This is a genomic window from Pseudoduganella sp. GW821-FHT11H04 (genome assembly GCF_058807935.1).
This window is the reverse complement of record NZ_JBXARE010000005.1, coordinates 241,529-262,774: the sequence shown is the minus strand read 5'-3', so window position 1 is coordinate 262,774 and position 21,246 is coordinate 241,529. Positions and strand designations below refer to the sequence as shown.

15 protein-coding genes are annotated in these 21,246 nt (G+C 61.9%); 11 read left to right on the top strand and 4 right to left on the bottom strand.

Features of this window, described 5'->3' with window-relative positions:
• Nucleotides 1-19 precede the first annotated feature (19 nt).
• Nucleotides 20-808, top strand: coding sequence for a tetratricopeptide repeat protein (locus tag AC1RTP_RS14175; RefSeq protein ID WP_498608268.1), 789 nt, complete (start codon nucleotides 20-22; stop codon nucleotides 806-808).
• Nucleotides 809-865: 57 nt separating this feature from the next.
• Here the strand turns inward: AC1RTP_RS14175 and AC1RTP_RS14170 are convergent, their stop codons facing one another.
• On the bottom strand, nucleotides 866-1,591 hold the full coding sequence (locus AC1RTP_RS14170) for a 16S rRNA (uracil(1498)-N(3))-methyltransferase (protein ID WP_498608267.1): 726 nt from the start codon (nucleotides 1,589-1,591) through the stop codon (nucleotides 866-868).
• A gap of 125 nt (nucleotides 1,592-1,716) precedes the next feature.
• On the opposite strand from AC1RTP_RS14170, the gene tkt reads away from it, so the two are divergent.
• The 4 genes from tkt to AC1RTP_RS14150 all read left to right on the top strand — a co-directional run bounded on the left by tkt (nucleotide 1,717) and on the right by AC1RTP_RS14150 (nucleotide 5,341).
• Nucleotides 1,717-3,708 carry a transketolase gene (gene tkt, locus AC1RTP_RS14165; protein WP_498608266.1) on the top strand — a complete coding sequence of 664 codons (1,992 nt, stop codon included), beginning with the start codon at nucleotides 1,717-1,719 and terminating at the stop codon, nucleotides 3,706-3,708.
• A gap of 24 nt (nucleotides 3,709-3,732) precedes the next feature.
• The gene (gap, locus tag AC1RTP_RS14160; RefSeq protein ID WP_057261749.1) at nucleotides 3,733-4,743 is read left to right on the top strand and encodes a type I glyceraldehyde-3-phosphate dehydrogenase; all 1,011 of its coding nucleotides are present in this window, start codon (nucleotides 3,733-3,735) and stop codon (nucleotides 4,741-4,743) included.
• A gap of 185 nt (nucleotides 4,744-4,928) precedes the next feature.
• The gene (locus tag AC1RTP_RS14155; RefSeq protein WP_498608265.1) at nucleotides 4,929-5,114 is read left to right on the top strand and encodes a hypothetical protein; all 186 of its coding nucleotides are present in this window, start codon (nucleotides 4,929-4,931) and stop codon (nucleotides 5,112-5,114) included.
• A 35-nt stretch (nucleotides 5,115-5,149) separates the two neighbouring features.
• Nucleotides 5,150-5,341 (top strand): hypothetical protein, encoded by a 192-nt coding sequence (locus AC1RTP_RS14150; protein ID WP_498608264.1) that lies wholly within the window; start codon nucleotides 5,150-5,152, stop codon nucleotides 5,339-5,341.
• A 9-nt stretch (nucleotides 5,342-5,350) separates the two neighbouring features.
• On the opposite strand, the gene AC1RTP_RS14145 is transcribed toward AC1RTP_RS14150, so the two are convergent.
• Entirely contained in the window at nucleotides 5,351-6,319 is a 969-nt protein-coding gene (locus tag AC1RTP_RS14145) for a helix-turn-helix transcriptional regulator (protein WP_498608263.1), read from the bottom strand.
• Nucleotides 6,320-6,407: 88 nt separating this feature from the next.
• Here AC1RTP_RS14145 and AC1RTP_RS14140 point away from each other — a divergent pair, with 88 nt between their 5' ends.
• Nucleotides 6,408-6,986 (top strand): glutathione S-transferase family protein, encoded by a 579-nt coding sequence (locus tag AC1RTP_RS14140; protein ID WP_498608262.1) that lies wholly within the window; start codon nucleotides 6,408-6,410, stop codon nucleotides 6,984-6,986.
• Nucleotides 6,987-7,078: 92 nt separating this feature from the next.
• Here AC1RTP_RS14140 and glnE read toward each other — a convergent pair whose 3' ends face one another.
• A complete protein-coding gene (gene glnE, locus AC1RTP_RS14135; protein WP_498608261.1) occupies nucleotides 7,079-9,805 on the bottom strand; it encodes a bifunctional [glutamate--ammonia ligase]-adenylyl-L-tyrosine phosphorylase/[glutamate--ammonia-ligase] adenylyltransferase in 2,727 nt (908 codons plus the stop codon).
• A gap of 101 nt (nucleotides 9,806-9,906) precedes the next feature.
• Here glnE and AC1RTP_RS14130 point away from each other — a divergent pair, with 101 nt between their 5' ends.
• The 5 genes from AC1RTP_RS14130 (at nucleotide 9,907) to aroG (ending at nucleotide 18,350) form a co-directional block, all read left to right on the top strand.
• Nucleotides 9,907-14,055 (top strand): YhdP family protein, encoded by a 4,149-nt coding sequence (locus AC1RTP_RS14130; protein WP_498608260.1) that lies wholly within the window; start codon nucleotides 9,907-9,909, stop codon nucleotides 14,053-14,055.
• On the top strand, nucleotides 14,052-14,849 hold the full coding sequence (locus AC1RTP_RS14125; protein ID WP_498608259.1) for a carbon-nitrogen hydrolase family protein: 798 nt from the start codon (nucleotides 14,052-14,054) through the stop codon (nucleotides 14,847-14,849). Before AC1RTP_RS14130 ends, AC1RTP_RS14125 begins: the two co-directional genes overlap by 4 nt.
• A gap of 37 nt (nucleotides 14,850-14,886) precedes the next feature.
• Nucleotides 14,887-16,347, top strand: coding sequence for a metalloprotease TldD (gene tldD, locus AC1RTP_RS14120; protein ID WP_498608258.1), 1,461 nt, complete (start codon nucleotides 14,887-14,889; stop codon nucleotides 16,345-16,347).
• Nucleotides 16,348-16,408: 61 nt separating this feature from the next.
• A complete protein-coding gene (gene udk / locus AC1RTP_RS14115; RefSeq protein WP_498608257.1) occupies nucleotides 16,409-17,044 on the top strand; it encodes a uridine kinase in 636 nt (211 codons plus the stop codon).
• A 247-nt stretch (nucleotides 17,045-17,291) separates the two neighbouring features.
• Nucleotides 17,292-18,350 (top strand): 3-deoxy-7-phosphoheptulonate synthase AroG, encoded by a 1,059-nt coding sequence (gene aroG, locus AC1RTP_RS14110; protein WP_498608256.1) that lies wholly within the window; start codon nucleotides 17,292-17,294, stop codon nucleotides 18,348-18,350.
• Between the two features lie 67 nt (nucleotides 18,351-18,417).
• Here aroG and AC1RTP_RS14105 read toward each other — a convergent pair whose 3' ends face one another.
• The gene (locus AC1RTP_RS14105; protein WP_498608255.1) at nucleotides 18,418-21,192 is read right to left on the bottom strand and encodes a TonB-dependent receptor; all 2,775 of its coding nucleotides are present in this window, start codon (nucleotides 21,190-21,192) and stop codon (nucleotides 18,418-18,420) included.
• Nucleotides 21,193-21,246 lie beyond the last annotated feature (54 nt).

The window sequence follows — 21,246 nt, the reverse complement described above, 5'->3', positions numbered from 1 at the left end:
TTTAAGGGGGACAAGCAAAATGAAAGTTAAACTGACTGTGCTGTGCCTTGCGATGATGCTGGGTGTCCCGGCGCTGGCCGATGATCTGGCCGACGCCAACAAGCTGCTGGAGAACAAGGCCTATCCGCAAGCGTTGGCCGCGTTCACCAAGCTTGCCAATGCCGGCAATGCGGAGGCGCAATTCCACCTCGGCGAAATGTACTGGTACGGCGAGGCTGGCAGTATTGACCTGGCCCAGGCGCGCAACTGGTTCACCAAGTCTGCCGCCGGCGGCAACAAGGAAGCCGCTACCGCGCTGGATACCATGGCGCAGCGCGAAACGCGCCGCAAGGATATCGACTACTGGGTCAGCGGCTACGACGGCAAGGACATGACGAGCGGCGCCTTTAATTGCGCCCGCCCTGTCATTCCCGCTGCCTCGCGCAGCAACGATGAAATCAAGAAAGTCGACCACGACTATGCCGCCTGGCAGAAGTGCTACAACGGCTTTGTGCAAAACCTGGGCGATGCGCTGCCACCTGGCAAGCGCATTCCGCAGGATATCGCGCGCTTGATGAACCAGGTTGAATACGACCAGTCGATCGCCAATATGGACAAGATTTACCGCGGGCTGTCGAAGCAGGGCGGCGAATCGTCTGCGGCGATCATGGCCAGCTACCAGAATTGGCGCAAGGAGACTGAGAAGTTCGTCACCGCCAAGAATGCCCAAACCAAACTGGAAGGCGAATTGGCGGCCGAGCAGCTAAGGAAGGCCAACGAGAACCAGCAACGGAATGCACCGCTGGGGAAGGTGATGGGCGGGAAGTAAGCAGCCCCAGCTTGTGAGACCGCACAGGGTTCGTGCCAGTGGCCGGACCCTGTTTTTTTATATGCCGCCCCAGGCGGCGGAAAGGATCGACACCGCCGCCAGCGCCGCAGTCTCCGTGCGCAGCACGCGCGGCCCGATCGACAAGGGCAGGGCGCCCCTCTTCAAGGCTTCCGCCTCCTCCTCATCGGAGAAGCCGCCCTCCGGCCCCACCATGATGCTCAAGGCCTGCGCCGGCTGATGGCGCGCCCAGTCGGCCAGCGATTCGGTGGCGCGCGGCGTCAGGATCACGCGTTTGTGCAAATCCTGCTGCGCAATCCAGTCGCGGAATTCCAGCGGTGCCGCCACGGCAGCCAGGCGGTTGCGCCCGCATTGCTCGGAGGCCGAGACCACGATGCCATTCCAGTGTTCCAGCTTTTTCTCGGCCCGCTCGGCCGACAGGCGCACCACACAGCGCCGCGCCGCCAGCGGCTGGATGCCCGCCACGCCCAGTTCGATCGCTTTTTCGATGATCCAGTCCATCTTGGTGCCCTCGGGCAGGGCCTGGGCCAGGGTCACGGCAAAGGGCAGCTCTGCTTCGCGCGGATCGAAGACTTTCACTTCCGCCCAGGCTTTTTTCTTTTGCACTTCCGTCAACACCGCCGTATACTCGCCGCCATCGCCGTTGAACAGGATCAGCGTGTCGCCCGGTACCATGCGCACCACATTGATATGGTGGGCGACATCGGCGGGCAGCTCCAGTTGCTGGCCTGCAGCAAGTGCCTGTGGCACGTGGAAACGGGGCATTTGGTAAATTCGAAAGGTTGAAATGCACCAATTTTAAGCGTTGCTGTCACGCTCTGGTAAAATATCGGGTTCCTAAGGCGGCGCCTGCCGCAGTGCACCAAATACTCAACCTTCCTCGATATACGATGAAAACTTCGCTCCCCTTCACCAAAATGGCCAACGCAATCCGTGCGCTGGCAATGGACGCTGTGCAGAAGGCCAATTCCGGCCACCCAGGCATGCCAATGGGCATGGCTGAGATTGCCGTAGCACTGTGGAGCGGTCATCACCGCCACAATCCGACTAATCCAGCGTGGGTCAACCGCGACCGCTTCCTGCTGTCCAACGGCCACGGCTCGATGTTGCACTACGCGCTGCTGCACCTGTCGGGTTACGACCTGCCGATGGAAGAGATCAAGAACTTCCGCCAGCTGCACTCCAAGACCCCGGGCCACCCTGAAGTGGGCTACACCCCAGGCGTGGAAACCACCACCGGCCCGCTGGGCCAGGGCATCGCCAACGCGGTCGGCATGGCGCTGGCTGAGTGGCTGCTTGCTTCCGAATTCAACAAGCCTGGCTTCGACGTCGTTGACCACTACACCTACGCATTCATCGGCGACGGCTGCCTGATGGAAGGCATCTCGCACGAGGTGTGCTCGCTGGCCGGCACCCTGGGCCTGAAAAAACTGATCGCCCTGTACGACGACAACGGCATTTCCATCGACGGCAAGGTCGAAGGCTGGTTCACCGACGACACTCCACAGCGCTTCGAGTCCTACGGCTGGAACGTAATCAAGAATGTGGACGGTCACGACGTCGCCGCACTGTCGACCGCGATCGAACAAGCCAAGAAGTCCGACAAGCCAACCCTGGTCTGCTGCAAGACCATCATCGGCAAGGGTTCGCCAAACCTGCAAGGCGGCGACAAGGTGCACGGTGCGCCGCTGGGCGACAAGGAAATCGCCGCAGTGCGCGAGTACATCTCCTGGGGCGCCGAGCCGTTCGACATTCCTCACGATGTGAAAGAAGCTTGGGACTTCAAACAGCAGGGCGCGCAATTCGAAGCCAGCTGGAACGAGATGTTCGCCAAGTACTCCGCACAGTACCCGACCGAAGCTGCTGAACTGACCCGTCGCATGAAAGGCGAACTGCCAGGCAACTTCGACGCTGCCCTGCAAGGCGCTATCGCTGCCGTCGTCGAGAAGAAGGAAACCATCGCCACCCGCAAGGCATCGCAGAACGCGATCCAGGCACTGGCGCCGATCCTGCCTGAATTCCTGGGCGGTTCGGCCGACCTGACCGGCTCCAACCTGACCAACTGGAAGGAATGCATCGCCGTTCGTTCCGGCGTGCCGGGCAACCACATCAACTACGGCGTGCGCGAGTTCGGCATGTCCGCCATCATGAACGGCGTCGCCCTGCACGGCGGCTACATCCCGTTCGGCGCGACCTTCCTGACCTTTGCCGACTACAGCCGCAACGCATTGCGCATGGCCGCGCTGATGAAGCAGCGTACCCTGTTCGTGTTCACCCACGACTCGATCGGCCTGGGCGAAGACGGCCCGACCCACCAGTCCGTGGAACACGTTTCCTCGCTGCGCCTGATCCCTAACCTGGACAACTGGCGTCCTGCCGACACCGTTGAATCGATGGTTGCATGGGGCGAATCCATCAAGCGCGCCGACGGCCCGTCGACCCTGATCTTCTCGCGCCAGAACCTGCCGTTCATCGAGCGTTCGACCGACAAGATCGCCAACATCGCCAAGGGCGGCTATGTGCTGTCCGACGAAGCCGATGCCAAGGCCATCATCATCGCCACCGGTTCCGAAGTGGAACTGGCCATGAAAGCGGCCGCCGAACTGAAGGCCGCCGGCACCCCGGTACGCGTGGTCTCCATGCCGTCGACCGACGTGTACGACCGCCAGGACGCAGCCTACAAGGCATCCGTGCTGACCAAGGGCATGCCACGCGTAGCGATTGAAGCAGGCGTTACCGCCTTCTGGCACAAGTATGTTGGCCTGGAAGGCGCGGTTGTTGGCATCGACACCTTCGGCGAATCGGCGCCGGCTGGCGTGCTGTTCAAGCACTTCGGCTTCACCGTCGACAACGTCGTGGCAAAAGTCAAAGCAGTCATCTAATTTCTATCATCAGGAGTAAACAGCATGACGATCAAAGTAGCAATTAACGGTTATGGCCGTATCGGCCGCAATGTCCTGCGCGCTTTCTACGAAGGCGGCAAAAAGCAAGACATCCAGATCGTGGCAATTAACGACCTGGGCAATGCCGAGTCGAACGCCCACCTGACCCGCTACGATACCGCCCACGGCAAGTTCCCTGGCACCGTCACGGTGGAAGGCGACAACATGATCGTGAACGGCGACCCGATCCGCGTGTTCGCACAGCGCAACCCAGCTGAAATCCCATGGGGCGAGCTGGGCGTGGACGTGGTGCTGGAGTGCACCGGCTTCTTCACCACCAAGGAAAAAGCTTCGGCCCACCTGAAAGGCGGCGCCAAGAAAGTGATCATCTCCGCTCCAGGCGGCAAAGACGTTGACGCGACCGTCGTGTACGGCGTGAACCACGGCGTGCTGAAAGCGTCGGACACTGTGATCTCGAACGCATCCTGCACCACCAACTGCCTGGCACCGCTGGTAAAGCCACTGAACGACGCCATCGGCCTGGAAACCGGCCTGATGACCACCGTGCACGCTTACACCAACGACCAGGTGCTGACCGACGTGATGCACGAAGACCTGCGCCGCGCACGTTCCGCTACCCAGTCCATGATCCCGACCAAGACCGGCGCTGCTGCCGCTGTTGGCCTGGTGCTGCCAGAACTGAACGGCAAGCTGGACGGCTACGCCATCCGCGTTCCGACCATCAACGTGTCGATCGTCGACCTGTCCTTCATCGCCAAGCGCGACACCACCGTTGAAGAAATCAACAAGATCATGAAGGAAGCTTCGGAAGGCGCACTGAAAGGCGTGCTGACCTACCAGACCGAGCCTCTGGTCTCCGTCGACTTCAACCACAACCCAGCTTCGTCGAACTTCGACGCCACCCTGACCAAAGTGTCGGGCAAGCTGGTCAAGGTTTCGTCCTGGTACGACAACGAGTGGGGCTTCAGCAACCGTATGCTGGACACCACCGTGGCACTGATGAACGCCAAGTAATCAGTATTTCGCTGATGGAAGAGGGCGCCTGCGGGCGCCCTTTTTTTATTTTTATTCAATAATGAAAGTCACGAATGTTCACATTCAATTAATATTGACTAAATAATATATTTTCACGAGAATGTTGCTGCGATGAAAATCGCGGGGACATATCCTAGATAATATTAATTTGAAAGGAACGTGAAATGCTGAAGTATAAGAAAGCGATTGCAGTAGCACTGTTTGGCCTGGGACTGGGCGCCTCGGCGACCGCACTGGCCCGTCCTGGCTACGAAACCTGCAAAGCATGGCTTGAGCAATGCAACGGAGGCGACCAGAAAGCCTGTTATGACTTCGACCGCTTGGGTTGCTCGTGGTGGGACTTCGGTTAATTTCCTCGATAATATTAATTTGAAAGGAAATTAATATGCTGAAAATTAAGAAGGCAATTGCCGTCGCACTGTTTGGTATCGGTATTGGCGCATCCGCTACCGCCTTTGCTATTCCGGATTACAACACCTGCTACAGCTATCGCGAAGCCTGTGTGATGAATGGCGATGAGGAAGCCTGCGACACCTTCGTCCTTATGGGCTGCAACCGCTACCACTATCCGTTCTAAGTTTTGATTTTAGCTAGCCAGGCGCGCCAGGCGGCGCGCCTCTTCGCGAACCGCCTCACGAAGCTCTTGCGGGCCTTCCACAGTAAAGTCGCAATTCAAAGACGCCAGCATCCGCGCGAACCAGGTATAGCTGGTGGTGCTGGTGACCAGGCGCACCCCGCCTTCGGCGTCCACCAGCGGGCCGATATATTTACCCACCTCACGTTCGGCGTTGGCACGATCGGTGTGTAGCAGCACTTGCACCGGCAAGGGGCGAGGCAGGGTCGCCATCGCATGCTGCAACTGGGCCGCAGCATCAAAGCTGTCCGGTTTGTCGAATATCTCGCCTGTTTCCACCACGTTCGCAATGCGGTCCAGCCGGAACGAACGGATCGCCATGCGCAGGCGGCACATGCCCACCGCATACCAGCGCGTGTGGCTGAAGACCAGGCCATAAGGATCGAAGGAGCGCTGCATCGGCGTGCCATCCTGCGGCGTGTAGCGGAACAGCACGCGATGCTGGCACTGCGCCGCCAGGGCTAGCGCAGTCAACTCGCCGGTCAGCGAGGGACGCGCCGCCTGGGACATGGTCCACCGTTGACCCGGCGTTTCGAGCGTTGCCGTTTCGCGCAGCGCCTGCGTACTCGCCTGCAGCGCGGGCGGCATCACGCGTTCAAGCTTAGCCTGGGCGCTGGCCACGGCAGGCGCCGTGTCGGCCAGTTGCAGCGAACGCACGGCCAGCAAGCCCAACGCCACGGCCGACGCTTCCTCATTGGTGAACATCAAAGGCGGCAGCTTGAAGCCGGGCACCAGCATATAGCCGCCATGGCGTCCACGTTCGGCGGTAATCGGAATACCCAATTCCTCCAGCATGGCGATATAGCGGCGCAATGTGCGGCGGTCGACGCCGATGCGCTCGGCCATATCGGCGCCGGAAATCTGGCGCTGGCTTTGCAGCATCTCGAGGATGGTCAGGGCTTTGATGGCTGGTTTTGACATCTGGACATTTTCGCACTTAATCAGGGCTAATAATGTCCTATTTAAGCCGCACAATGCCTGCGTTCCCCACCAATAAGAAGAGGCAAACATGGAAACCATCCTGCATCACGGCGCCCCACAAGGCTGCGCCTTCGGCACTATCGTCGCCCTGGAATGGCTGTGCCGGCCGTACCGCCTGCTGCGCCAGGAATTTTTCGCCCAACCGGGGCCGATGCTGCAGGTCGGCGGCAAGCTGCTGAACGACTGCCGCGCCATCTTGCGCCACTTGGCCACGCAACGTCGCCACCTGCTGGGCTACCGCGCCGGCACGGCCGAGGCGGAGCAACTGGAAAAGCTGCTCGATTACCTGCATGAGGAATTCCAATCCGGCGAAGCGCGCATGGTGCTGGCATGCGCCCGCCTGGATAAGGTGCTGGCGGAAAGCGAATGGCTCGATGGCCGCAAGCGCACGGTGGCCGACGCCAGCCTGGTGGCGATCATCCGCTGGGCGGTCGCCCACGCCGGCTTGCAGCTCGCCCCATTCCTCCACCTCGAACGCCATGTCCGCGCGCTGCAAGGCGACCCCGCAGTCTACTTCGCCGACGCAATCGAAACCCAGCGCCCAGCCGTCAGCAGCGGCCGTTTCAGAGGCCATCTCACTCCAGACGCAATGCCCCTAGCCGCTTAAAAGTCGGGGTCAGGTCGAGCAAACGGACACGGGCTCAAGCGCGCAGCGCTTGAGCCCGTGTCCGTTTGCTCGACCTGACCCCGACTTTTAGATTAAAAGATGCCGTCCCAGAGCTGGCGGACGTTGGCGGCGTGGGTGGCGGCTTTTTCCATCGGGACGCGGGATTGGTCCTGGCCTTGCAGGCGCAGTTGGTGCTGCCATTTGCGCATGTCGCGGTAGGCGTCGGCCACGGCGCCGGCGAGGGGGGCGTCGATCAGGCCGAGCTGGCCGGCCAGGTGCAGCAGGGCGATGTTGCCGATGTTGCCGGTCAGTTCGCTGTACTGCGCGGCGTGCTGCAGCACCAGGTATTGCACGATGAATTCAATGTCGATCATGCCGCCTTCGTCTTGCTTGAGGTCGAACAGCTCGCTACGGTTGGGGCGGGCGTCGCGCATCTTCTGTCGCATGGCCAGCACTTCCTGTTTTAGTGCGGCGACATCGGGGCGTTCCTTGCGCAGCACCTGGCAGCGGATTTGTTCGAAGCGCTGGCCGATCGCGGCGTCGCCGGCGCAGAAGCGGGCGCGCGTCAGGGCCTGGTGTTCCCACAGCCAGGCGGAGGTGTGCTGGTATTTTTCGAACGAGCCGACGCTGGAGACGAGCATGCCGCTGGCGCCGTCCGGCCGCAGTGCGATGTCGATGTCGAACAGGATGCCGGCCGAGGTGTGCGATGTCATCCAGGTGATGAAGCGCTGCGCCAGCTTGGCGTACAGGCCGGGCGCGTCTTGGTCTTCATCGTCGAAGAGGAAAATCACGTCGAGGTCGGAGACGTAACCCAGCTCCTTGCCGCCCAATTTTCCGTAGGCGATGACGGCGAACTTCGGTACTTCCACATGGCGCTTGGCGACGGTTTGCCAGGCGGCCTTGATGACGGCGGCGACGATCACGTCGGCTAGTGCGCTCAGGTGGTCGGCCAGTTTTTCGACTGTCAGCGAGCCGGCCAGGTCTTGCGCCAGCAGGTGGAACAATTGGACGTGGTGCACTTCGCGCAGGACGTCGAGCTGGCGTTCGGTGTCGTCCGGGGCCGTGGCTAATTGGCGTTCCAGTTCGGCGGCGGCGGCGAGCGGATCGAAGCTCGCGTTGAGGATGCGGTCGTCCAGCAGCTCGTCGAGCAGGATCGGGTGCTGGGTCAGGAATTTGGCGGCCCAGCCGCTGGCGTGCATCATCGTGATCACGCGCTCCAGCGTGTGCGGGTATTCGGTCAGCAGCGACAGGTAGGAGGAGCGGCGCGAGATCGCTTCCAGGAAGTCGAGCAGGCGGCCCAGCGTGCCAAGCTTGGTGCCGGCGCTGTTGCGTTCGGCGGCGCGGGCGATCTGGGGCAGGGCGGCGTTGACCAGGGCGACCAGGCGCTGGCGGCTGGCGTCGGGCAGGCTGGCCAGCTTGGGCGCTTGCCAGGTGGCGATCAGGCGCTGGGCGGCGGCGGCCGGGTCTTCGTAACCGAGGCTGGTGAAGCGCGCTTCGATTGCTTCGCGGTTGTCGGGATCGGCGCATTCGTTGCTGGTGGCGGGATCGACATCGTCGCCATTTCCGTTTTTGCTGCCGCTCTTGTCGGCGAAGATGGCGTCGAACTGTTCGGCCACGTACTGTCGATGGGCGTCCATCTCGGCCAGCAGGGTGGCTACGTCGGGCAAGCCCATCATCTGCGCCACGGCCAGGCGGTCTTCGTCTTTCGGCGGCAGGGTGTGGGTCTGGGCGTCGTCGATATATTGCAGGCGGTGTTCGAGGTTGCGCAGGAAGGTGTAGGCGTCCATCAGGCGCGCTACGACGTCGACGCTGAGCAAGCCTTTTTCCGGCAGCAGGCGCAGGGTGCCGCGCGTGGAGCGGCCGCGCAATTGCGGGTCGCGCCCGCCGCGGATCAGCTGGAACACTTGCGCCAGGAATTCAATTTCGCGGATGCCGCCGCGTCCCAGTTTGACGTTGTGGCTGCGCTCGGGATGCAGGCGCTCCTGACGCGCCACTTCGGCGCGGATCTGGGCGTGCATGGAACGAATCGCGTCGATTACGCCGAAGTCGAGGTAGCGGCGGAAACAGAAGGGGCGCACGATGGCGTCCAGGGCCGTGATGTCTTCGGCGCGGCCGGTCACCGCACGCGCCTTGACCCAGGCGTAGCGCTCCCATTCGCGGCCTTGCACGATCAGGTAGTTCTCCACCATGCCCAGGCTGGCGGCCAGCGGGCCGGAGGCGCCGTTCGGGCGCAGCGCCATGTCGACGCGGAAGGTGAAGCCGTCTTCCGTGATTTCAGCAATGGCGGCAATTAATTGCTTGCCAAGCCGTACAAAGTATTCATGGTTGGAGAGCTGGCGCTGGCCGGGGCCTGCCGCCGTTTCGCCGTCTTCCGGGTAGACGAAGATCAGGTCGATGTCGGAGGACACATTGAGCTCGCCGCCGCCGCCTTTGCCCATCGAGAGCACCATCAACTGCTGCTCCACACCGGAATCGGCGCCGATCGGCGCGCCATGGGCCTGGCGCATGGCCGCGTCCAGGTCCGCCAAGTGGGTCTGGATGACGAAGTCGGCCAGCCGCGTCATCGTGGTCACCACTTCGTCCAAGTCGGCCTTGCCCTCCAGGTCGCGCCGGATCAGGGTCGCCAGCACCAGGTTGCGCAGGCGCCGCATGCCGCGTGCCAGCGGCAATTCTCCCTGCTCGCTTGCCAAAACATCAGCAAAATTGAGCGAGGCAAGCGATAATTGCGCTAGAGCATCAACTTTAGCCTGACGGGATGGATCGGCGGCCAGCCAGCGCTGGTAGAAGCGGGATGCGGAAACGAGGGCAGAAGTGCTCATTGACAGGTGTGAGAGAGTGTAAAAAGCCAGCAAAACCGTGCCTATTGGAACATAGTTTAAGGGGACGGTGCGGTAAAATGCTGTATTGATAAGGGCCCGGCTTGAGCGTATTGAAGGACAACCTGGTAGAGCAGATCGAGGCAGTCGAGGCCCCGCTCAAGGAGCGTTGGCATCGCCTGCAGGCCGCCTATCGCTTCTGGAACCTGGCCACCCACCACGTCCTCGGCTTCACCATCAAACTGGTGCTGCTGCTGTATTTCGCCTTCACCATCATGTTCCTGGCCCTGCGCTGGGTGGTGCTGCCGAATATCGACCATTACAAGCACGACATCGAACAACTCGCCACCCAGGCCGTCGGCCAGCCGGTGGTGATTGACCGTATTTACGCCTCGTGGAAGGGGCTGCGCCCGCAACTGATCCTGGGCGACGTGGTCATGCGCGACGCCCGCGGCGAGCAGGCGCTGCACCTGCCCAATGTCTCGGCTACGCTGTCGTGGTGGAGCGTGCCGGCCGGCGGCCTGCGCTTCGAATCGCTGGAATTCAACCGCCCCGAAGTCGATGTGCGGCGCGAGGTGGACGGCAAGCTGTATGCGGCCGGCATCTACCTTGACCTCGACAAGAAGAGCGACGGCAAGACCGCCGACTGGCTGCTGTCGCAACGCGAAGTGGTGGTGCGCGAAGGCCGCATCACCTGGACCGATATGCAGCGCGGCAGTGCGCCCCTGCAGCTGGAAAATGTCACAGCCCTGATGCTGAACAAGTGGCGCCGCCATCAGTTCGCCTTCAAGGCCACTCCGCCGGCCACGCTGGCAGCGCCGCTTGATGTGCGCGCCGATTTCAGCCACCAGGCTTTCTCCCAGATTTCCGACCTCAAACAGTGGAAGGGCGAGCTATATGCCGAATTGCGCAAGGCTGACCTGGCCGCATGGAAGCCTTACTTGCCGGGCAACCTCGATGTGAAATCGGCCAGCGGCGGCGTACGTGCCTGGTTGAACATCGACCACGCGCGGCCGTCGGGCATTACGGCCGATGTGGCGCTGGATAATGTGGTCGCCACACTTGGCAACGACTTGCCGCAGCTGGACGTGGCGGCCTTGCGCGGCCGCGTGGCCGCCAGCGAAGAGCGTTCGGCGACCCTAGTGGCGACACCCGGCACACCGCCGGCCATTACCCGCACGCTGGAATTGAAGGACGTCTCGCTGCGCACGCGCGATGGCGTCGAGCTGGCGCCAACCACGGCTTCGGCGCGCCACGTGGCGGCTGCCAACCAGCCCACTTGGACCGAGGTCAAGGCCAGCGCGCTCGATTTGAAGATCCTGTCCGAACTGGCGACCCGCCTGCCGCTGCCGACGGCGCAGCGCGACCTGCTGGAGGAAGCGGCGCCGCGCGGTCGCGTGACCAAGCTGGTGGCCGAGTGGCGCGGCCCGCTCTCCACCGCCAAGGATTACAAACTGAAGGCCGATCTGGAAGCCCTGGGCATGGAGCCGCTGGAGGCACGTCCCGCCGTGCCACGCTCGGCCAAGGCCTTGCCGATGCCGGCACTGCCAAACATCCCCGGCTTTGAAAACCTGAGCGGCCATGTGGAAGCGGGTCAGCAGGGCGGCAGCGTCGCCATTGACTCACCTGGCTTTAAGCTGGCAATGCCGGCCTGGTTCGACGACGAGCCGATGGCGTTCGAGCAGCTCAAACTGAATGGCAGCTGGTCGCTGGCGGAACCGAAACTGCTGGCGGTTAAGCTGGACCAGCTGGACCTGGTGCAGGACGGCATGAAGCTCAAGCTGTCCGGCAGCCATGTCATGCCGCGCGGGCCTGGCGCCAAAGGCCTGGGCCAGTCGGATTTGAGCGGCAGTATCGACAGCTTCACCATCAACCACATCGGACGTTACCTGCCGAAGCAGACCCCGGAGCACCTGCACCACTGGCTGACCGGCGCGCTGGAAGAAGGCACACTGCACGACACCACCGTTCGCCTGCGCGGCGAGCTGTCGCACTTCCCGTTTAAAGAGGGTTCACCGGACAAGGCGAAAGGCGAGTTCCGCGTGGCCGGCCACATCCTGGACGGCAAACTCAATTACGACCCGGGTGTCTTTGGCAAGGATGGCAAGTCGCCCCTGTGGCCGCAGGCCGAGAAGATTCGCGGCACCATCGTGTTCGACCGCGCACGCATGGAAATCAAGGCCGACACCGCGCGCACCCTGGGTGTCGCCTTGAGCAATGTGAAAGCGGTGATCCCGGACCTGACCGTGCATGGGAGCCTCCTGGAAATCGATGGCAACGCGGCCGGCGCCATGCAGGACTTCCTCAAGTACGTGACGGTAAGCCCGGTGCTGGAGTGGATCAGCCACTTCACCGACGAAACGACCGCTACCGGCAATGCCAAGCTGGCGCTGAAATTGCAGCTGCCGCTGGCACAACTGATTGAGTCGAAGGTGCAGGGAAGCCTGCAGTTGCAAGGCAACGACGTCGTGCTGTGGCATGACATGCCGACCGTGTCCGGCGCCACCGGCAAGATCGAGTTCAACGAAAAAGGCGTCAACCTGAATAACCTGGCCGGCACTTTGCTGGGCGGCCCGCTGGCGGTCACCGGCGGCAGCCAGAAGGATGGCAGCATCCAGGTGCGCATCGGCGGCAATATGACCGTGGATGGCTTGCGCAAGCAGTATCCGACGGCGACGATGCAGCGTGTGGCGACGCACCTTGGCGGCGGCGCCAAATACGCTGGCCTGATCACGGCGCGCGATCATAAGTTCGAGGTGGCCGTCGATTCGACCATGCAGGGCGCCAGCTTCGATTTCCCTGCGCCGCTGAAGAAGGCCGCGGCTGACGCGATGCCGCTGCACTTCCAGATGAACGGCGGCAGTGCCAATGAGCAGGGTGTGGTGCGCGATGATATCCGCGTCACGCTGGGCAACGCCTATGCGGCGCGCTACCACCGCCAGCGCGTGAACAAGGGGCCGTGGAAGCTGGTCAACGGCGGCATCGGCGTCAACGTGCCGGCGCCGGAACCGGACAGCGGCTTGATGATCAACGTCAGCCTGAAATCGCTCAATGTGGACGACTGGATCGACCTGGCCAGCGAGATCGCGGGTAATGAAAGCAAGCCGGCAGCGGCGGGCGACAACGAAGCCTTCGATGTTTCGCAATTCGTCGTGCCGGAAACCATGGCGGCGCGAACCGCGGAACTGATCGTCGGCGAACGCAAGCTCGATAACGTGGTGGTTGGCACCACGCACAGCAAGGGCGTATGGCAAGCCAGCATCGATTCGCAGCAGGCTGTTGGTTATGTGACGTGGAACGAGTCGGCGACCGGCAAGGGCGTGGGCAAAGTGACGGCGCGCCTGTCGTCGCTGGTCATCCCGGAATCGCAGGCAGCCGCCGTGAAGGATCTGTTGGAAAGCTCGACCAGCGCGCCTACTATCCCGGCGCTTGATATCGAAGTGCAACGCCTGGAATGGTTCAACCGCCCGTTGGGCGCGCTGGAGCTGCATGCTTATAACGCGCTGATTACGTCGGCACGCGAATGGCGCATCAGCAAGCTCTCGCTGGTCAATGCCGATGGCGAGCTGAACGGTACCGGCCGCTGGCAAACCAAAGACGGCCAGCACAACACGGCGCTGAACTTCAATATGGACATCAACAACGCCGGCAAGCTGTTGGAGCGCTTCGGTTTCGCCGATACGCTGCGCAACGGCAAGGGCAAGCTGAGCGGCGATATCGCGTGGAAGGGCCTGCCTTATCGCCTGGACTTGCCGAGCCTGTCCGGCACGCTGGCGCTGAATGTGGAGAAGGGCCAGTTCCTCAAACAAGACCCGGGCGCAGCCAAACTGCTCGGCGTGCTGAGCCTGCAAGCCCTGCCCCGCTTGCTGAAGCTGGATTTTGGCGACGTGTTCTCGGAAGGCTTGCAGTTCGACGGCATCACCGCCAACGCTACCATCAACCGCGGCGTGGTCAAGACAGACAACCTGAAAATGCACGGTGTGCAGGCGACGGTGTTGATGGACGGCACGGCCGACATCGCCAACGAATCGACCAATCTGCGCGTGGTGGTGATCCCGCAGGTCAACCTAGGTACGGCGCCGCTGGTGTATGCGCTGGCGGTCAACCCGGTGATCGGCCTGGGCAGCTACCTGGCGCAGCTCTTCCTCAGCGCGCCAGTGATGAAGGCGCTGACTTACCAGATGCAGGTGACGGGCCCATGGAAGGCGCCGGTCATCACCAAGATAGAGAGCCCCAAGGAGCCGGCACCATGACTAAAGTCGCAGCAATCCAGATGGTTTCCACGCCTGTCGTGGAAGAGAATATCGCCACCGCCACGCGTCTGATCGGCGAGGCTGCCGACAAGGGGGGCAAGCTGGTGCTGTTGCCGGAATACTGGGCCATCATGGGCATGAGCGATAGCGACAAGGTGGGCAAGGCCGAGCCGCTGGGCAAGGGCCCGATCCAGGACTTCATGTCCGCCATGGCGCGCGAACATGGCATCTGGCTGCTGGGCGGCACGTTGCCGCTGGCTTCCGACGATCCTCAGCGTGTCATCAATACCACGCTGGTCTACGATCCGCAGGGCAAGCATGTTGGCCGTTACGACAAGATTCACCTGTTCGGTTTTACCAAGGGGGCCGAGTCCTACGACGAGGCGCGCACCATTGTGCCGGGTAAGACCGTCGGTACGGTTGAGACGGCGGTGGGCAAGGTCGGCATGTCGGTCTGCTACGACTTGCGCTTCCCCGAGCTGTACCGCGCCATGGGCCCGTTGGACCTGATCGTGGTGCCGGCAGCCTTTACCTACACCACTGGCAAGGCGCACTGGGAAATCCTGCTGCGCGCGCGCGCCATTGAAAACCAGTGCTATGTGCTGGCTGCGGCGCAGGGCGGCAGCCACGTCAATGGCCGCCGTACCTGGGGCCATTCGATGCTGATCGACCCTTGGGGCGAGGTCAAATCTGTGCTGGCGGAAGGCGAGGGCGTCATTACTGGTGAGCTGGACCCGGCCTTTGTGCACGGCGTGCGTGAAAGCCTGCCAGCACTGAAGCACCGAATCCTCTAAAATCCGGATAACAATACGAGTTAACAAAAATTCCGATATGAAACCATTCGACCCTAATATGTCCGCCATGGCCGCAGCGAAAGACATCCTGCTGACGCCATTCGGCCTGGACGAAAGCAAGCTGCTGAAAGCACTGGGCAGCATGTTCACCCATAAGGTCGACTACGCCGACCTGTACTTCCAGTTCACCAAGAACGAGGGCTGGAGCCTGGAAGAAGGCATCGTCAAGACCGGTTCCTTCTCGATCGACCAGGGCGTCGGCGTGCGCGCCGTGTCCGGCGACAAGACGGCTTTCTCCTATTCCGACGAGATTTCCGAAGCGGCGCTGCTGGATGCAGCTGCCGCGACGCGCACCATTGCGCGCGCCGGCGCCGGCAAGGTCAAGGTGGCAGGCAAGATGACGCAGGTCGGCGGCCGTTCCCTGTATATGCCGCATGACCCGCTGGTGTCGCTGGATGCCGCGTCCAAGGTCAAGCTGCTGGAGCGCGTGGAGAAGATGGCGCGCGCCAAAGATCCACGCGTGGTGCAGGTGATGGCTGGCCTGGCCGGCGAATACGATGTAGTGCTGGTGGTGCGCAGCGACGGCGTGCTGGCAGCCGATATCCGTCCGCTGGTACGCGTCTCCGTGACCGTGATCGTGGAACAGAATGGCCGCCGCGAAGTCGGTTCTTCCGGCGGCGGCGGGCGCTATGAATACGGCTACTTCACCGATGCGCTGCTGGACCAGTATGCGACCGATGCGGTGAAGTCGGCCCTGGTCAACCTTGAGGCGCGCCCCGCGCCTGCTGGCCCGATGACCGTGGTGCTGGGCCCGGGCTGGCCTGGCATCCTGCTGCACGAAGCGATCGGCCACGGCCTGGAAGGCGACTTTAACCGCAAGGGTTCGTCCACCTTCTCCGGCCGCATCGGCGAGCGCGTAGCAGCCAAGGGCGTCACCGTGGTCGACGACGGCACGCTGGCGAATCGCCGCGGCTCGCTGAACATCGACGACGAAGGCAACCCGACCCAGTGCACCACACTGATCGAGGATGGCGTGTTGAAGGGCTATATCCAGGACACCATGAATGCGCGCCTGATGAAGATGAACGTCACCGGCAATGCACGCCGCGAATCGTTCGCGCACCTGCCGATGCCGCGCATGACCAACACCTATATGCTGGGCGGCGACAAGGATCCGGAGGAGATCCTGGCGTCGGTGAAGAACGGCATCTACGCGGTCAACTTCGGCGGCGGCCAGGTCGACATCACCAACGGCAAGTTCGTGTTCTCGGCCTCCGAAGCATACATGATCGAAGACGGCAAGGTGACCTACCCGGTCAAGGGCGCAACCCTGATCGGCAACGGTCCTGACGTGATGAACCGCATCACCATGATCGGCAACGATATGAAGCTCGACCCTGGCGTGGGCGTATGCGGCAAGGAAGGCCAGAGCGTGCCGGTGGGCGTTGGTCAGCCAACCCTGCGCCTGGATGGCGTCACCGTCGGTGGCACGGCTTAAGCTGCCTCCACAAAAGACCGGGTAAAATACCCGGTTTTTTTTCGCCTGGGATGGACCTCACATGAATAATTCGAATAACAAACCCTTTGTGATTGGCGTCGCAGGCGGCAGCGGCAGCGGCAAATCGACTGTCACGCGAGAGGTTCTGTCCTCCTTCGGCTCGGAAGTCGTATCGGTCGTGCTGCAAGACGATTACTACCTCGACCAGACCCATATGGCGCCGGAAGAGAGGCGCAAGGTCAATTACGACCACCCGGAAGCCTTCGACTGGCCGCTGATGATCGAGCACGTGCAGAAGCTGCGCGCCGGCGAGGCGATCGAGATGCCGGTCTACGATTTCTCCATCGATAACCGCACCACCAAGACCATCACCGTGAAACCAGCGCCGGTGATTGTCATCGAGGGCTTGTTCGCCTTGTATGACGCCGACCTGCGCAAGCAGATGTCGCTCAAGATCTTCGTCGATACAGCGGCGGATGTGCGCTTTATCCGCCGCCTGCAGCGCGATATCGCGGAGCGCGGCCGCAGCACCGAGAGCGTGATCAACCAATACCTGGAGACTGTGCGCCCGATGTACAAGCAGTTCATCGAGCCGACCAAGCGCCACGCCCACGTGATCCTGCCGCACGGGGCGAATGGGCCGGCGGTCGACATCATCACCACCAAGGTGGCGAGCCTGATCAAGGGCGGCGCCTAAAGGCCGCTTGCATTCGTCGTTAACTGTTGTTATAGTGAATTGAAATTCACGGAACTCACCATGTACCTGCACTTTTTTACCGGCTTTTTTTACTTTAGCAATTCCAACCCAAAGGCGGTGGAGTAGCGGCCGGTTCACGTAGCAGCAAGAACGAGATCCCAGCAGATACCAAGACAAACCGCCAGAAATGGCGGTTTTTTTTTACTTCTTATTTTCTTAATATTTTTTAAGTTCCAGGAGAGCCATCATGCAACGTACCGACGACCTGCGCATTCGTGAAATGAAGGAGCTGACGCCCCCGTCGCACCTGATTCGCGAATTTCCATGCACGGAAGCAGCCTCCAACACGGCATCCGCAGCGCGCGTCGCCCTGCATCGCATCCTGCACGGCCAGGATGACCGGCTGATGGTAGTGATCGGCCCGTGCTCGATCCACGATACCAAGGCGGCAATGGAATATGCTGCCCGCCTGGCGCCGCTGCGCGAGCGCCTGAAGGGCGACCTGGAAATCGTCATGCGCGTGTATTTCGAAAAGCCGCGCACCACCGTGGGCTGGAAGGGCCTGATCAACGATCCTTATATGGACAACAGCTTCCGCATCAACGACGGCCTGCGCATGGCGCGCGAGCTGCTGCGCGCCATCAATGAGATGGGCCTGCCGGCCGGTACCGAATTCCTGGACGTGATCAGCCCGCAGTACATTGCCGACCTGATCTCCTGGGGCGCAATTGGCGCCCGCACCACCGAATCGCAGGTGCACCGCGAGCTGGCGTCCGGCCTGTCCTGCCCGGTGGGCTTCAAGAACGGCACCGACGGCAATACCAAGATCGCAGTGGAAGCGATCAAGGCCGCCTCGCAGCCGCATCACTTCCTGTCGGTGACCAAGGGCGGCCACTCGGCCATCGTGTCGACCAACGGTAACGAGGATTGCCACATCATCCTGCGCGGCGGCAAGACCCCTAACTATGATGCGGCCAGCGTGGAAGATGCCTGCAAAGCCATTTCGGGCCTCGGCCTGGCAGCGCGCTTGATGATCGACGCCTCGCACGCCAACTCGTCGAAGAAGCCTGAGAACCAGGTGCCGGTGTGCGCGGACATCGCCGCGCAAATCGCGGGCGGCGATACCCGTATCGTGGGCGTGATGGTGGAGTCGCACCTGGTGGCAGGCCGCCAGGACCTGGTGCCTGGCAAGGAACTGACCTACGGCCAGTCGATCACCGACGGCTGCATCGATTGGGATACCAGCGTGCAGGTGCTGGAGAACCTGGCGGCGGCAGTGCGCCAGCGCCGCCTGCAAGGCGAGTAAACAGTACGCAAGACATAAAAAAACCCGCCGTGCTCTGTGCAGGCGGGTTTTTTTTATCCAGGACGGATTACTTGAAGCTGTAGTTCGCAGACACGTACACAACGCGGCCGCGTGGGTCGTACTGGGTCACGTCGTAACCGTTCTGGAACTGGTTGGACACCGGCACGAACAGCGCCGGATCCTTGTTGAACAGGTTGCGCACGCCAGCGTTCAGTACCAGCGACTTCCAGGCCTTCCAGTTCACGTTCAGGTCATACAGAGCATAGGACGGAACGAAGGTACGGTTGTCGTCCATATCGTGGCCCGCTTCGTAACGCTGGGTGAAGTTCTGGGTCACGGTGACCGCCCACGGACCCTGGGTCCAGGTCGCGGACAGGGCATGCTTCCAACGCAGCACGACGCCGCCGTTGTCGGCGCCCAGTACTGGGTTGCCGTCTTTGTCGACAATGGTGCCCACCTTGTGCGACACGACGCCGCCAGGGCTGGTCTGGTCGAACTTGTCCATGTAGGTGCCGTTCAGCGACACGTCGAAGCGGCCGAACGACGTGTTTTGGCGGTATTGGGCGAAAACGTCCACGCCCTTCACGTCGGCGTTGCCGGTGTTGGCCAGGGTGGTGATAATGCTGTCAACCTGGTTGCCGTCCAGAGTCACCAGGTTCTGGTAGGCTGGATTGCCTGCGCGGAAGCCGGACACCACTTCCTGTGCCGACGGGGTGGCCAGGATGTCGTTGATCTTGACGTGGAACCAGTCGACGCCGACGGTCAGGTTGTTCATCGGCGACAGCACCAGGCCGATCGACTGCTGCTTCGATTTTTCCGGCTTCAGGTTTGGATTGCCGCCGGACAGCGCATTAACCTGTTGCGACGAAGTGCTTGTGGTCTTGTCGATGAACGATGCCGAAGTGCCGATGGACTGCGGGGTCCACAGGTCGGTCAGGGTAGGTGCGCGGAAGCCCGAACCCAGGGAGGCGCGTACCAGCACCGGCTTCACCGGTTGCCAGCGCAGGTTGGCCTTGTAGTTGGTGCTGCTGCCGACGTCGTTGTAGTCGTCGTAACGCACGGCGGCGCCAACGTCGAGGGTCTGCAGCAACGGGAAGTTGGTTTCGCCGAACACCGACTTGATCTTGCGCGAACGGTCGACCGGAGGCACTCCGCCACCCAGGCCGGCGATGTCGCCGGATTCCAGCGCTGCGCTTGGTGTGGTCTGGTATTTTTCGTCGCGGTACTGGGTACCCACGGCGTACTGGCCGACGATGCCGGCCAGGCTTGGCAGGTCGCCGCTCAGCTTGCCATCGAAGAGAGTCGAGGTGGACTTCGCATTCAGCGTGTCGCCGGTGTATTTGGCTTGCTGCAGCTTGGTCGCGAGTGCGCCGGTCTGCACGCCGCCAGTCGCCCATGGATTCCAGTTATTGGACGGATCGTTGATGATCTTGGCGTATTCCACTTGCGAGAAGTAGCCGTCCGGTACGGTGCCATGCAGCTTGGACTGGTTGCGGGTCAGGGCCACTTCGTAGTCCTGGCCGACCACGGTACCCTTGGCGCCGATCACGATGCGCGACTGGCGCGCCTTGTCCACGCTGGTGCGTGGCCCGAAATCGAAGACGCGGCCGGTAATCGCCAGCGGCTGGCCGATCAGGCTGTTGAAGCCCTGGCTGGTCAGGTAAGGAACGGCGATGGCCTGGTAGGCAGGGTTGCTTGGGTACAGCAGCAGTTCCGGTTCGACACCTTGCTTGGCGAATTCAGCGTCGGAGGTCAGGAAGCTGCGGCGCATCGGGCTGCCCTGGAAGCGCTGGGTCACTTCGCTTTCCGAGTACAGCATGTCGGCGAACAGCTGGTGATCGTCGTTGAGCTTGTAGGCGAAGTTGCCGGTCAGGTTATGCAGTTCGCGCTTGGGAATCAGGCCGACGAAGGAGGCGCTGTCGAAGGAGCAGAATGGCGCGCCGTGGGAGGTCGTGCCCGGATCCTTGAACATCTTGATGTCGGCGCATTTATCGAGCGCAGCCAGCGGATTGCCGTAGCCGGCAGTCTGGTTGCCGCCGAAGCCTGGAACGCGATTATCTTGCGGGTATGGCTTGCTCAGGTCGATGGCGCCTTCGATATTGCCCTGGCCGTTGGCACCATTGATGAAGAATGGTGGACGCACGCCGTTGCTGGCGAAATCGCGCTCGGAACCGTACAGCGCGCGTTCTTTTTCAAGCGACAGGGACACCACGGCGGAGTAGCCTTGCTCAGCCATATTGCCAAAGCCTGTCGTCAGCGAGAACTTGTTGTTCTGGCCGCCGCCGTCGCGCGTCGGGGTGCCGTAGCCGGCGCTCAGTTCCAGGCCTTCGAAGTTCTTGCTCAGGATGAAGTTGACCACGCCTGCTACTGCGTCCGAACCGTACACGCCGGATGCGCCGTCTTTCAGCACTTCCACGCGTTCGATCGCGGCCAGCGGGATCACATTGACGTTGACGGACGCACCGCCGCCGCCAGCAAAGGCCGCCAGACGGCGACCGTTGACCAGCACCAGTGTACGTTCTTCGCCCAGGCCGCGCAGCGAAACGGACGAGCGGCCGTAAGTGGAATTGCCGGCGCCGGTGGCGTTACTGGTGCCGCCCATAGAGGACAGGGCGGTTACGCTGTTCAACAGTTCCTGGGTGCTGGTGGCACCGGTGCGGCTGATTTCCGCTTTGCTCAGCACCTGGACTGGCAGGGCGGTTTCAGAATCCACGCGCTTCAGCGAAGAACCTGTGATTTCCACGCGTTGGATATCCTGCGCGGATGCGACAGTCATGCCCAGTGCCAGGCCGCCGGCGCAGATCACACGGACCGAGCGCGACAGGATGGTTTCCTTCAACATATTTTGTTACTCCCGAGATAATCATTCAATGTTGGGCTTTTGGCCCGGCGCACA

What these genes read in the sequence shown, in the direction of transcription:
- tldD (WP_498608258.1), top strand. Translation starts at nt 14,887, where the DNA reads ATGAAACCATTCGACCCTAATATGTCCGCCATGGCCGCAGCGAAAGAC.
- tkt (WP_498608266.1), top strand. Translation starts at nt 1,717, where the DNA reads ATGAAAACTTCGCTCCCCTTCACCAAAATGGCCAACGCAATCCGTGCG.
- gap (WP_057261749.1), top strand. Translation starts at nt 3,733, where the DNA reads ATGACGATCAAAGTAGCAATTAACGGTTATGGCCGTATCGGCCGCAAT.
- udk (WP_498608257.1), top strand. Translation starts at nt 16,409, where the DNA reads ATGAATAATTCGAATAACAAACCCTTTGTGATTGGCGTCGCAGGCGGC.
- glnE (WP_498608261.1), bottom strand. Translation starts at nt 9,805, where the DNA reads ATGAGCACTTCTGCCCTCGTTTCCGCATCCCGCTTCTACCAGCGCTGG.
- AC1RTP_RS14145 (WP_498608263.1), bottom strand. Translation starts at nt 6,319, where the DNA reads ATGTCAAAACCAGCCATCAAAGCCCTGACCATCCTCGAGATGCTGCAA.
- AC1RTP_RS14175 (WP_498608268.1), top strand. Translation starts at nt 20, where the DNA reads ATGAAAGTTAAACTGACTGTGCTGTGCCTTGCGATGATGCTGGGTGTC.
- AC1RTP_RS14150 (WP_498608264.1), top strand. Translation starts at nt 5,150, where the DNA reads ATGCTGAAAATTAAGAAGGCAATTGCCGTCGCACTGTTTGGTATCGGT.
- AC1RTP_RS14170 (WP_498608267.1), bottom strand. Translation starts at nt 1,591, where the DNA reads ATGCCCCGTTTCCACGTGCCACAGGCACTTGCTGCAGGCCAGCAACTG.
- aroG (WP_498608256.1), top strand. Translation starts at nt 17,292, where the DNA reads ATGCAACGTACCGACGACCTGCGCATTCGTGAAATGAAGGAGCTGACG.
- AC1RTP_RS14140 (WP_498608262.1), top strand. Translation starts at nt 6,408, where the DNA reads ATGGAAACCATCCTGCATCACGGCGCCCCACAAGGCTGCGCCTTCGGC.
- AC1RTP_RS14125 (WP_498608259.1), top strand. Translation starts at nt 14,052, where the DNA reads ATGACTAAAGTCGCAGCAATCCAGATGGTTTCCACGCCTGTCGTGGAA.
- AC1RTP_RS14155 (WP_498608265.1), top strand. Translation starts at nt 4,929, where the DNA reads ATGCTGAAGTATAAGAAAGCGATTGCAGTAGCACTGTTTGGCCTGGGA.
- AC1RTP_RS14105 (WP_498608255.1), bottom strand. Translation starts at nt 21,192, where the DNA reads ATGTTGAAGGAAACCATCCTGTCGCGCTCGGTCCGTGTGATCTGCGCC.